Here is a 12,431-nt window from a genome sequence, read left to right as displayed (position 1 = left end):
GTATGTCTAATTCGGAAATTTTTATCGCCTTTTATACTATTTTGCGTCGTGAAATACGTCGTTTCACTCGTATTTGGCCACAAACTTTATTGCCGCCAGCGATTACCATGTCTTTGTATTTCGCTATTTTTGGTAATTTGATTGGCAGTCGAATTGGTCAAATGGGTGGCTTTAGCTACATGCAGTACATTGTGCCAGGTTTGATTATGATGTCTGTGATTACCAACTCTTATTCGAATGTATCGTCCTCGTTCTTCTCAGCAAAGTTTCAGCATAGTATTCAGGAGCTATTGGTATCACCAACCCCTAATTGGGTGATTTTGGTGGGGTATGTATTAGGTGGCGTGGCCCGTGGCCTGTTTGTAGGCGGCATTGTGACAATTTTGTCGTTGTTTTTTACTCACCTACATTTACAAAATTTATTTTTGACGATTGCCGTGGTGTGCTTAACCGCTATTATGTTTTCCTTAGGCGGATTTGTGAATGCTATATACGCAAGAAGCTTTGATGATGTTTCTATTGTACCGACGTTTATTTTAACTCCATTGACCTATTTGGGAGGGGTTTTTTATTCGATCGACTTATTACCTAGCTTCTGGCAGCATGTATCGCTTCTCAATCCTGTTCTTTATATGGTAAATGCTTTCAGATACGGTATTCTTGGCGTTTCTGATATTAATGTATATATGGCCCTAGTGATTGTCATCATTTTTATCGTAGTATTGTTTACATTTGGTTTGCATTTGCTTAATAAAGGCAGAGGCATTAGAAGTTGAGGAAATAAATATGGGCACTTTACCCTTAGGTCAGCAAACTGTATACGTTTCTGAATACGATCCAGGGTTGCTTTATCCCATTGCTCGAGTTGATAAATGGATGGAAATGGGGGTCGCCTCTGAGCGCCTTCCTTTCTACGGCGAAGATATTTGGAACGCTTATGAAGTCTCATGGTTAAACAGTAAAGGCAAGCCGATGGTTGCGTTGGCTGAATTTCGTTTGCCCTGCGACTCACCTAATATTATTGAGTCGAAATCGTTTAAATTGTATTTAAATTCTTTGAATCAGATGCGTTATGGTTCACAAGAAGAGGTTCAGTCGGTTCTACAGAAAGATCTATCCAATGCCGCAGGTGCTACCGTGACGGTTGTTCTTCGAGAAGTCGACTCCATGTCGTCTCTTGTCGTACTCACTCCTGACTATTGTATTGATGAGCTGGATGTCGAGATTGATGAATACCACCCCAATGCCGACCTACTGACCCTCAATCATGATGCTGGCATTGTTGAAGAGCGGTTGGTCAGTCACTTGCTTAAATCAAACTGTCCTGTGACCAATCAACCCGATTGGGGATCCGTGTTTATTGATTATAAAGGACCAAAAATTGCTCATGAGAGCTTATTAAAATACATTGTGTCTTTTCGTGAGCACACGGATTTTCATGAGCAATGTGTGGAGCGCATCTATATTGATATTATGCGACAGTGCCAGCCTGAAAGTTTGATTGTGTATGCTCGTTATGTTCGCCGTGGCGGATTGGATATTAATCCATACCGCTCTTCTATGCCGTTAGTATTGGGTAATGATCGCCTGACAAGACAGTAGTTCGTTGCTTATATAGCTAGCAGATCAAAAAGCCACCTTGTTCAGGTATGACAAGGTGGTTTTTTGGGTTATGTACGCACCTGATTGTCCAATTTTTTGCAGCAACACGAAATTTTTGGTTCTTTTGTTTTGCATTGGCGATGAATTGGTTTTGGTGGTGTCATTAGACTGCTCCTTTGTGTGGATATTGGCTTTCGTTATTTATGGCTATTAGAGGGTTATGATACTTTTGGGAACCTTGAGCGTTGTTCTAAGACATCTAAGTCAATGTGGTTTCGCATATACATTTCGCTGCTATTAAAAATAGGCTGATGATCCCAGGGTGTTTTTTTGCCAATATCCATCGATTTGACAATGAGTCGGCGGCGGCGCTGACTGACTAAGACATCTTGAGTCAACTTGTCTGAATTCCAGCGACTGAGGGCTTCTTGTCTAAAGGCGTTGAGTTGTTCGCTGAAGTCAGGGAGTGTTGCTAGATTACTAAGCTCTTGTGGATCATTTTCTAAATCAAATAGCTGATCTGGATCGGCTTGACAGTAGACGTATTTGTATTGTCCACGTCGAATCATAAAGAGTGGTGCAATGGTGCCTTCGCCAAAGTATTCGCCAATCACCTCATCATGCCCACCTTCAAGCCCTTTTAAGTGGGGCATCAAGCTTTGACCTTGAATGGGCATGGCGTAGGTGTGGTCTTGGCTGTTCGTGGCGATGTCAAGAAAGGTAGGTAACAAATCCATGGTCGAGACGGACTCTTTGACACGCTTAGCACTGAAGTGCTTTGGTGCGTGAACAATCATAGGGACTCTGGCTGAGCCTTCAAAGAAGGACATTTTGTACCAAAGATTGCGTTCGCCCAGCATATCACCGTGATCTCCAGAAAAGACAATAATAGTGTTGCTGTCTAAGCCCGTTTCTTTGAGTGTTTTGAGCAACAGGCCAACCTTGTCGTCTACATAGCTAATCGCGCCGTAATATGCCCGTCGAGCATTACGTATCTGCTGTTCGCTAATGTCTTGATCGTAATAGGCATAAACTTCTTGTAGGCGTGCAGAATGTGGGTCCTGATCGGCTTTTTTAATGGTGACTGTCGGTAGGTCTATTTCTTCATCCTTGTATCGATCCCAGTATTCTTGCGCAATAGCGTAAGGATCGTGTGGGTGTGTCATAGAGACGGTGAGACAGAAGGGCCTATCTTGGTTGCTTCTTACGTAGTCAAAAAGGTAGCGCTGGGCATGAAATACCACTTCATCATCAAAATCCAACTGATTGCTTCTTACGCATGGTCCTGCTTGTGTGACAGACGACATATTGTGGTACCAGGTAGGGCGAGTCTTTAAGTCATCCCAGTTTGGAAACCAGCCATAGTCGGCCGGATAGATATCGGTTGTCAGTCTTTCTTCGAAACCGTGGAGCTGATCGGGGCCGCAGAAATGCATTTTGCCAGACAGGGCCGTTTGGTAATTCTGTGCACGTAAGTAGTGTGCAAAAGTGGGGATATCGGCAGGCAAGTCGGCGGCATTATCGTATGCTCCTATCTTGCTTGGTAACTGCCCCGTCATTAACGTGTAACGAGAGGGCGCGCAAAGGGGGCTATTACAGTAGGCGGAATCAAAGACCACTCCTTCATTGGCGAGTGCATCTAAATGAGGGGTTTTGACAATGGGGTGGCCGTATATCGACAGTGCGGATGCCGCCATTTGGTCAGCCATAATAAAAAGAATATTCGGTTGTTTTGTTGTCATAATTACCTCTAATGGAATGAATGCTAAAATGAAAGTCAATGGTCTCTCGTTACATAGGATGGCATTAGGTTGCGCTATGAAAAAACCGCTGTAAACTGACTAAAATATTATGTATAGGATAAGTTTTACTTATGTTAGTTGATTCAGAGTTGCCACCACTCCAGTGGCTTGTCGTTTTTGAGGCATCGGCAAGGTTGCTTAGTTTTACCGCGGCTGCTCATGAGTTGGGTACTACCCAGCCAGCGGTAAGTCAGCAGATACGGGCTTTGGAGACATCTCTCGGTGTGTCATTATTTGAGCGTATTTATCGTGGTGTGGTGCTAACGGATGCAGGCCATATTTTGCTAAAAACGACACAGTCAAGTTTGCGAGATTTGCGAGAAGTGCTGCAAAAAATAAAGCAAAAATCCGCGCCGCGTCGAATTACTGTGGTCACAGATTTTGCTTTTGCTGCTTTTTATTTGATGCCACGATTGCCTGAATTTCGGTGCTTGCATAAAGAGATTGATATTCGCATTCAAACATCCCAGTCAGGGACAGATTTACCATCAATGGATTCGGATGTAGCGATTTTATTTGGTGAGGGGGTCTATCAAGGGTATCAGTCGGAAAAATTATTATCTGAAAGAGTCTATCCGGTTTGTAGTCCGAAATTGTTTGAGGAGTTTTCTGGTTTTACGGCGCTTACCGATATGGTGAAAGCGCCCTTGCTTAAATTGAATGCGGACATAAACCAAAAATGGATGGATTGGGAGCAGCTTTTTCATTTGCATGGTACCCAATGGCAACCGTCCGATTCTGTGATGGAGTTTGATAACTACACGCTTTTGGTTCAAGCTGCCATTTCAGGACAGGGGATTGGCCTTGGTTGGTCCCCTCTTTTGGATGACTATATACAAAGTGGCGTATTGGTCGCTTTGCCTGATTTTACCGTGCAGTCTAATAACGGCTATCACATCGTGCAGTCTAATCACCGCGTGCCATCGGCTTCTACTGAGGCCTTTCTTGATTGGCTCAAATCCTAAAGCAACTAGCGCAATCAATCAGTTAAGCATTTATTGTTGTTAGTGCTGATGCTATGGAACGTCGTGAAACGTCCCATAGGGTAGAAAAGTATTTTAGGGATTAGTCTAAAATTTGAGCGGTGTGATCTTTTGTATTCACTTTCTGAATGATTTTACTGATAACGCCTTTTTCATCGACAACAAACGTGGTGCGAACCGTGCCCATAGATTCACGTCCCATGAATTTTTTCAGTCGCCATGTGCCATAGAGTTCATGCACTACTCGCTCAGTATCGGAAACTAAGGAGAAGGGGAGTTCGTTTTTCGCGATAAAGTTTTGGTGACGCCTTTCACTGTCTGTGCTGACCCCCAAAACTACATAGCCTTTTTCCAGCAGCTCTTCGTAATTATCGCGCAAGTTACAAGCCTGAGCAGTACAACCAGGTGTGGAGTCCTTTGGGTAAAAATATAAAATCACCTTTTTGCCTTTAAATTGGCTTAGAGTGATGTTTTCGCCGTGCTGGTCTCTTGCTAAGAAGTCAGGGGCAATATCGCCAACTTTTAGTGACATACTTTCATCTCCGATTCCGTTATGGTTAAGGTAAAAAATCGCTTAATATTATTAGCTTATCAACAGTCGAGAGAAAAATCCCCCTCAAAAATCGTTTCCTTGTAATTTACTCGTGCTTTACGTCCCTGAATGATTGTTAAACCTCAGTCTGAACGGTACTATATGCACGCTTATAATTAATTGGAGGCTCAAAATGATCACAGGCAGTTTAGTCGCTCTCATTACCCCTATGACATCAGATGGAGCGGTTGACGCGAAAAAGTTAGATGATCTGATTGAGTTTCATATCAAAGAAGGAACTCACGGCATAGTTGCAGTTGGCACGACAGGCGAGTCTTCTACATTGACTCATGAAGAGCACGCTAATGTTATCCGTCAAGTGATTGCCACCGTGAATGGCCGCATTCCTGTCATCGCAGGGACGGGGGCGAATTCCACACACGAAGCTATTGATTTAACTCGCCGAGCCAAAGAGGCGGGTGCTGATGCATGTCTATTGGTAACGCCATATTACAATAAGCCGACTCAGGAAGGGCTTTTTCAGCATTTCAAAGCCATTGCTGAAGCCGTTGATATTCCCCAGATTCTGTATAATGTACCAGGTCGGACCGCTTGCGATATGCAAAATGAAACGGTAGTGCGTTTATCTAGTATTCCCAATATTGTGGGTATTAAGGATGCAACGGGTGATCTGGAAAGAGGTAAGGCATTGATTGAAGCCGTACCGAGTGAGTTTCTTGTCTACTCAGGCGATGACCCTACGGCGGTAGGTTTGATGCTTTTGGGTGGCAAAGGTAATATTTCGGTGACAGCGAATGTTGCTCCTAAAGCGGTTGCTAAAGCGGCAGAATTGGCGATAGCAGGAGACGCTCAAGGCGCTCACGAAATTGATCAAACCATTTCACCTTTGCATATGAATCTATTTGTCGAATCCAACCCCATTCCTGTTAAATGGGCGTGTGCTCAAATGGGGTTGTGTGGTACAGGCATTCGTTTGCCTTTGACAGAACTGTCGGCAGCCCATCATGAAGCCGTAAAACAAGCGATGGTTCAAGCGGGAATCTTTTAATGAAAAATACTTCTTTTAAACTCGCCAGTGCAGGTGTACTCGCATTGGCAATGTCTGGCTGTAGCTCCATGTTGACGGATCATGCTAACGATTATCAATATGCTGTTTCCAACACGACTAAACTGCAAGAGCCGCCTGGTTCACTTCAATTGCGGGACGATTTGGTCATTCCTCATGCAAGTGAAATCCCAAATCTGAAACCAACAGGGAAATTTGTTACGCCCAGAGCGCCTTTTATCTTTTATCCAATGACTAAGATCCCCGTTTCTAACGAGTCCAATCGGATGGTCTTTGATGTACCTGCGAGTTTGAGTAAAACCAAAGAGATGGTTAAGGGATTTTTAGGGGCTTTGCATGGTCAGGGTGATGCTATTGCAACGGATAAAGACAACCAAATAATCAGTGTTCCCTTTGAATTTGAGAAAGAAGGTTTTTGGGCATCAGTTGCTAGTACCTTTACCCGCAATTTTCCTGAAAAAACAGTCTTCTCCTTTACCTTTAAAGCATCTGGAAATGACACGATTGTATCAATGCAGTATAAGCAACAAGAGCAAGGTAAAGATGTCACACCTTGGCAGAGTCCAGAGAAAGATCCTAAGCGCTATATTGATGCCATTCGATTATGGGGAAATTTAGGCCGCCAAATCAGTGAAGCGTCCGCCTACCTTTCTCAGCGGGGCGAAAACTCGCCATTTCCAATTTGGGTGGATCAAAGAGGCATTTTTGCCGTTCGTCTTAAAACCACGACTGATCTAGCGGCTCAGATAAAAGCGGCGGGATTACATTTTGTTGATGGTCAAGCAGATAGGTTGGCGATTGATAAGCAAGATGCCCAGTCTAACACGCAACTGGATAAGCAGACGTTTCCGTATAAAATACGAACCCAACGGGATGGTAAGTTTTTAGTGATCGATGCGTCTAAAGTGACTGATCCAAAATTGGCGTCGTTCCAATTGGTGCAACGCTTTATAGCGAAATAAGATTAACCCTCACAGCAAAAATCGGAGACTCTCCAATGGAAAAACGACAAGAGCTATACGCAGGTAAAGCCAAATCTGTCTTTGAAACAGATGACCCTGACAAAATGGTTCTGGTATTTCGTGATGATACGTCAGCATTTGATGGTAAAAGAATCGAACAGCTTGACCGTAAGGGTATGGTGAACAATAAGTTCAATGCTTTCATCATGACAAAGTTGCAAGAAGCTGGCATTCCCACACATTTTGAAAAATTGTTAAGCGACACAGAAAGCCTTGTTAAACGCCTTGATATGATGCCAATAGAGTGCGTTGTCCGTAACGTAGCGGCAGGCAGTTTGTGTCGTCGTCTTGGGGTGGAAGAAGGGCTTGTCTTGACGAAACCAACCTTCGAGCTTTTCTTGAAAAATGACGCCCTTGGCGATCCCATGATCAACGAGTCTCATGTTGAAGCTTTTGGTTGGGCAAAGGCCAGTGATTTGGCAAAGGCAAAAGCGCTTACCTTCAAAGTAAATGATGTCTTGAAAGCATTGTTTGCTGATGGTGGCATGATGCTGGTGGACTATAAGTTAGAGTTTGGTCTGTTTAAGGGAGAAGTTGTTTTAGGCGATGAGTTCTCTCCAGACGGCTGCCGCTTATGGGATGCCAACACCAAAGAAAAATTAGACAAAGATCGTTTCCGTCAGGGGTTAGGTGGTGTTATTGAGGCATACGAAGACGTAGGTCGTCGTATTGGCATTGATTTTGATGCCTAACACTTGGTGACGCCGTAAATGATGAGGGAGGCTTTTATGCCTCCTTCATTTTTCGTATATAAGGACTCACTTTGATTAACTTTCTTCCCGTTCTTATTGGCTTGCGTTATGCGAGAGCAAAGCGTTCCAATCATTTTATTTCCTTTATTAGCTTTTCTTCCGTTGCTGGGCTTGCTCTGGGGGTGACCGTATTAATTACGGTACTGTCGGTTATGAATGGCTTTGACCGTGAGCTGCAACAGCGAATATTAGGAATGGTTCCTCAAGCGACTTTGTGGGGCAATCCCACTTTGCCACATTGGCAAGAGGATATGAAAAAGATTGAGGCGATGCCGGGGGTTAAGGCAGTTGCTCCCCATACAGAAGCGCAAGTGATGTTCCAAGCGGGCTCAAGCGTACATGGGGCATTGCTAAATGGTATTGATCCGAAAATGGAGCAAAAAGTCTCCATTATTGGTAAGCATATGATACAAGGCTCGTTAGAAGCGCTTAATACAACGCCTTATGGTATCGTTTTAGGGTCTCAGCTGGCACAAATGTTACAAGTGGGAGTCGGTGACAAGGTTACCGCCATTTTGCCGAGGGCCAATGTATCGATTGCGGGTATTTCTCCAGAATTAAAACGTTTTACCGTGGTGGGGATTTTTCAAATTGGTGCCCAGTTGGATGCCTCTTTAGCGTACATAAATTACAAAGATGCCGCTCGATTGAAGCGTTATAAACCTAATCAAGTCGAAGGGCTGCGTATTAGTTTTGATAATTTGTTTATGGCACCCACTAAAATTTGGCAGATTGCTCGTGCTATTCCAGGAGAAAATCGCGTCAGTAACTGGACCAGCACACAAGGCAATTTATTCCATGCGATTAAAATGGAAAAAACCATGATCGGGCTGTTGTTGCTACTCATTGTTGCGGTAGCGGCATTCAATATTGTGTCTACCTTAGTTATGGTGGTGACCGATAAGCGCAATGACATAGCGATTCTGCGAACTATGGGACTGACATCTCGGCAAGTCATGTGTGTTTTTATCGTTCAGGGTATGTTTATTGGTTTAGTCGGCACCTTGATTGGTTTGGCCTGCGGCATTGCATTGGCGTTGAATGTTAGTACTTTAGTGAATTGGCTGCAGGAACTATTACATGTGCAATTTTTAAGTCCACAAGTGTATTTCATAGATTACTTACCTTCACAACTTGAATGGTCTGATGTCAAAGTGATTGTTTCCTGTGCGTTTATTATGACGGTGGCAGCGACTATTTATCCCGCATGGCGAGCATCGAAAGTAGAACCAGCCGAGGCGTTACGCTATGAGTAAAGACATTGTTTTAGAGTGCCAGAGCTTATCTAAACACTATAAAGACGGTAAACAGGTCGTCAACGTATTTGAATCCATTGATTTTACTTTGCACAAAGGGGAAGCCTGTGCCATCGTGGGAGCGTCGGGTTCAGGTAAGACAACCTTGTTAAACCTGTTGGCTGGCTTAGATCTGGCCACCAGTGGTGAAGTGAAGTTGGCGAATGTGTCTTGGGCGAGCCTTAAGGATTCAAAGCGCGCCATGATGAGAAATAAAGACATGGGCTTTGTTTATCAATTTCATCATTTGCTCCCGGAATTCACTGCGCTTGAGAATATTATGATGCCCATGTGGATTGCTGGCGTTGCAAAATCGGTTGCTATTGAGCAAGGTAAACAATTGCTTGCTCAGGTCGGCTTAGCAGAGCGTGGTAATCATAAACCCGCACAACTTTCTGGTGGTGAGCGTCAGCGGGTTGCTATCGCTCGTGCCTTAGCGAACAAGCCTGCCTGTGTGTTGATGGATGAGCCAACGGGGAACTTAGACGAAACCACCTCTCAGGAGATTCAAAAGCTGATTAATGAATTAAAAATCAGTCATAACATGGCCTTCTTAGTAGTGACTCATGACGAGAAAATGCTTGGCTGGATGGACAGCGCATTTCGTTTGTCAAAAGGCCAACTTAAACCGATTATTGGGGAAGTTGAGTCAATTTGTAACGAGTAATGTCGTGATGCTAACAAATAGACCCATTTCACTGTTATGAGTAAGCGAAAAAGCCGCTTTTAGAACTCTCTAAGCGGCTTTTTTATGATTTGGCTTTTTGCTGTGTCCAGCTAATAATTTATGTTTTGCTGGCTGATATTATGGACGGTTTACCTTGCGCTGCTTCCAGCGTTTGATAACGTGTAAACGCCACACGAACAAAATAGCAAAGTAGGCAGCGATGCCGCAGACTAGCCCAGCGGTGGCTGAGCCAACGTACAGGGGTAGCCAAATATGTTCCAGTTTGGCCCAAATCCACTCGACGGAGAGATGAAAGTTTTTTTGGCCATGTGAGCCAAGTATCCATGACCCTAATTTGTAATTAAAATAAAAGACAAACGGCATCGTCAGTGGGTTGGTTATCCAAACAAGAGCGATAGACAAAGGAATATTCGCTTTGATTGGAATGGCTACGAGGGCAGACGCAAGCATTTGAAATGGCATTGGGATAAAAGCCCAAAATAACCCATTTAAAAAGGCTTTTGCGACAGATCGGCGACTAAGATGCCAGAGGTCAGGTTCATAAATCTGACTTCCTAATAAGCCCAAGGCTTTGTTTTGTCTTAGTTTTTCAGGATTTGGGATGAATTTTTTTATATAGCGCTTTGGCATAAGCTGTCAATGTCAAGTTAGCAACGTAAGACACGGAGGTCTGATGTTACTAAGTATTATGTCAATTTTGATTGGCGCCATTGTGGTGCCGCGTGAATATTCGTGGCTGTATTCTACTCATATCATTATCTTGTGTCTCTATTTAATCCGCTATCGTCGCTTTTTATCCCTTATTTTAGTGTTAATTTCCTTTACTTCTGTCGTGATCAATGGGTTTTATTCATCGAATCCGAGCTGGCGCCCCAATACTGAGCAGCTTGTTTATGTCAATCTTAAAGAGAAAATCCTTTATACCGACCCATTACCGACTCAGCCTATTTTTGGTAAAGCAAAGGCTACCCTTGTTCTCACCATGCCAGATGGAGAACGCCAACGTGTTACGAATGTGTCAATAAAAGCCATACCATCTTCTCGTGGAGAGACGCCATTTAGTGAACAGGGAGAGGGGCAAAAGGTAGTGCCAATATTGGTTGGGAAAGTTGTCGGCTCCATATTACCGGATAAGCAAGGTGGGTGGATTGAGCGGCAGCTTTATATTGATCACCAAGTGGTTCGTCTTTCACTAGATGACGTTCATTGGTTTCACTATCAGGCAGGTCAAGCGAATAAGCGCAGTAGCCGTTTGGTTACTGAAGGGGTTTCATTAAGACAAGAGATTAATGCTTTTCTCGATAAGCGCTTTGCTGACTTTGCAAGTTGGCGCTTCACGAAAGCTCTGTTATTAGGAAACAGTGATGACTGGAGTGAGCGAGACAAATGGCTTGTTCGAGTATTGGGCTTGGCCCACTTATTTGTGGTATCAGGCTTACATACGGGTTTTGTCTATGGCTTTGGGCGTTTACTAAGTCGTGCGGCATGGCGATTGATGCCTGAGTCGCTCTTGCTGTCCGGTAAGGTGACTGCTTGGCGATTGGATGCGTTGCTGGTTATTCCCTTGTTGTTTATCTATGCATATTTAACCAATTGGGGGGCACCTGTGGTGCGAGCGGGGATTATGTTAAGTCTGTATTTGTTAACCAGAGCCTCCGTGGTTCGTTTGTCCCCTTATAAAACAGTTGGTTTCGCGTTGTGGTTGATCCTGCTCATTGATTCAAGAAGTGTGCTGGAGCCAGGGTTGTGGTTATCGTTTAGTTTGGTGTGTTTGTTGATTGGTTTTGTCCAAGGTGAGAGAAAATGGTCGCGACTGCTGCTCATGCAAATCATGTTTTCTACGGCGTCTTCGGTGCTCATTCTCGGCTGGCAATCTGATATTTCTGTCGCCACCATCCTTATCAATGTCGTCATGATTCCATTCGCTGCATTTATTTGGTTCCCGGGAGCGATCATCGCCTGTTTGGTATGTTGTTTATTCAACAGTAGCTATTGCTATGCTTTGCTTGATTCATTATTAGAACCTGTTATTCATGGTCTTGAGGCTGTGGCGTTCCACTGGCCGCTACTATCATATGAGTTGATTTTCTCTGATCTATTGAAAATTTTACTGTTGGGTATACTGGCTTTTTGGGTATGGCAAACACCGCTAAAACGCGGCTGGTTTGGGGTGGTGGCTATTTGGGGCGTACTCTTATTGCCACGTGGTTTCTTTGCTGGAACGCCATCGTTAACGGTATGGCACGTAGGAAGCTATCTGGTGGCTAAGCGCGGAGGGGAGTTATTGATGTCCGATCATTGGCATGACAATGTCTCTAGTCAGTTAATTAATCAGTGGCTTGGGGATTCCAAAGCGACTCCCAGAATATTGTTACCTAATGCGTATAAGAAAACCTTGTCAGCAAACAGTCTTATGAAAAATCACATTGACTGGGTGTTACTTAAGAAAGCCCCTTCTAAGACGATGTCGAAACGCCTCTCTGCATTGCAAGTGAAATGGATTGTTGTACCAATTGATGAGAGGTTACAGTTTCGCAATGTGAATCAGCATATTTATGTCTGGCATCAGGCTTGTTCTTTTGCTTTTTTTCTCTTTAAATCTGACACTTGCAAGCGTGTTGAAACGTTAGCGTTTGTGTTAAATTAACAAGAAATTTAGAAGGGAGTG

At 43.8% G+C, this 12,431-nt stretch carries 12 protein-coding genes; 9 read left to right on the top strand and 3 right to left on the bottom strand.

Annotated elements, in window-relative coordinates; genetic code table 11:
- Positions 1 to 2: 2 nt before the first annotated feature.
- Together AC0VYG_RS12540 and queF are read left to right on the top strand one after the other, a co-directional pair.
- Positions 3 to 776, top strand: a complete 774-nt coding sequence (locus tag AC0VYG_RS12540) for an ABC transporter permease (RefSeq protein ID WP_475428340.1) — start codon at positions 3 to 5, stop codon at positions 774 to 776.
- Positions 777 to 786: 10 nt separating this feature from the next.
- Positions 787 to 1,602: an NADPH-dependent 7-cyano-7-deazaguanine reductase QueF gene (gene queF / locus AC0VYG_RS12535; RefSeq protein ID WP_475428339.1), complete on the top strand. Its 816-nt coding sequence runs from the start codon at positions 787 to 789 to the stop codon at positions 1,600 to 1,602.
- 218 nt (positions 1,603 to 1,820) lie between these two features.
- Here queF and betC read toward each other — a convergent pair whose 3' ends face one another.
- A complete protein-coding gene (gene betC / locus AC0VYG_RS12530) occupies positions 1,821 to 3,344 on the bottom strand; it encodes a choline-sulfatase (RefSeq protein ID WP_475428338.1) in 1,524 nt (507 codons plus the stop codon).
- Between the two features lie 131 nt (positions 3,345 to 3,475).
- Between betC and AC0VYG_RS12525 the strand changes: the two genes are divergently transcribed.
- On the top strand, positions 3,476 to 4,369 hold the full coding sequence (locus AC0VYG_RS12525) for a choline sulfate utilization transcriptional regulator (protein ID WP_475428337.1): 894 nt from the start codon (positions 3,476 to 3,478) through the stop codon (positions 4,367 to 4,369).
- A 100-nt stretch (positions 4,370 to 4,469) separates the two neighbouring features.
- Here AC0VYG_RS12525 and bcp read toward each other — a convergent pair whose 3' ends face one another.
- The gene (bcp, locus tag AC0VYG_RS12520; protein ID WP_475428336.1) at positions 4,470 to 4,919 is read right to left on the bottom strand and encodes a thioredoxin-dependent thiol peroxidase; all 450 of its coding nucleotides are present in this window, start codon (positions 4,917 to 4,919) and stop codon (positions 4,470 to 4,472) included.
- A 193-nt stretch (positions 4,920 to 5,112) separates the two neighbouring features.
- Here bcp and dapA point away from each other — a divergent pair, with 193 nt between their 5' ends.
- The 5 genes from dapA (at position 5,113) to AC0VYG_RS12495 (ending at position 9,742) form a co-directional block, all read left to right on the top strand.
- Positions 5,113 to 5,988 carry a 4-hydroxy-tetrahydrodipicolinate synthase gene (gene dapA / locus AC0VYG_RS12515; protein WP_475428335.1) on the top strand — a complete coding sequence of 292 codons (876 nt, stop codon included), beginning with the start codon at positions 5,113 to 5,115 and terminating at the stop codon, positions 5,986 to 5,988.
- A complete protein-coding gene (locus tag AC0VYG_RS12510) occupies positions 5,988 to 6,968 on the top strand; it encodes a hypothetical protein (protein ID WP_475428334.1) in 981 nt (326 codons plus the stop codon). Before dapA ends, AC0VYG_RS12510 begins: the two co-directional genes overlap by 1 nt.
- Before the next feature lie 35 nt (positions 6,969 to 7,003).
- A complete protein-coding gene (gene purC / locus AC0VYG_RS12505; protein ID WP_475428333.1) occupies positions 7,004 to 7,720 on the top strand; it encodes a phosphoribosylaminoimidazolesuccinocarboxamide synthase in 717 nt (238 codons plus the stop codon).
- A gap of 71 nt (positions 7,721 to 7,791) precedes the next feature.
- Positions 7,792 to 9,036, top strand: coding sequence for a lipoprotein-releasing ABC transporter permease subunit (locus AC0VYG_RS12500; RefSeq protein WP_475428332.1), 1,245 nt, complete (start codon positions 7,792 to 7,794; stop codon positions 9,034 to 9,036).
- Positions 9,029 to 9,742 (top strand): ABC transporter ATP-binding protein, encoded by a 714-nt coding sequence (locus AC0VYG_RS12495; RefSeq protein ID WP_475428331.1) that lies wholly within the window; start codon positions 9,029 to 9,031, stop codon positions 9,740 to 9,742. The genes AC0VYG_RS12500 and AC0VYG_RS12495 overlap by 8 nt, the downstream gene beginning before the upstream one ends.
- A 138-nt stretch (positions 9,743 to 9,880) precedes the next feature.
- Here the strand turns inward: AC0VYG_RS12495 and AC0VYG_RS12490 are convergent, their stop codons facing one another.
- The gene (locus AC0VYG_RS12490; RefSeq protein ID WP_475428330.1) at positions 9,881 to 10,393 is read right to left on the bottom strand and encodes a DUF2062 domain-containing protein; all 513 of its coding nucleotides are present in this window, start codon (positions 10,391 to 10,393) and stop codon (positions 9,881 to 9,883) included.
- A 43-nt stretch (positions 10,394 to 10,436) separates the two neighbouring features.
- Here AC0VYG_RS12490 and AC0VYG_RS12485 point away from each other — a divergent pair, with 43 nt between their 5' ends.
- Positions 10,437 to 12,410, top strand: coding sequence for a ComEC/Rec2 family competence protein (locus AC0VYG_RS12485; RefSeq protein ID WP_475428329.1), 1,974 nt, complete (start codon positions 10,437 to 10,439; stop codon positions 12,408 to 12,410).
- Positions 12,411 to 12,431: the final 21 nt, after the last annotated feature.

The organism is Marinomonas sp. 63XJN7_7_ISO-PGPR-S23-202 (genome assembly GCF_056173505.1).
The sequence above is the reverse complement of the archived record's forward strand: the minus strand, read 5'-3'. Positions and strand labels throughout refer to the sequence as shown.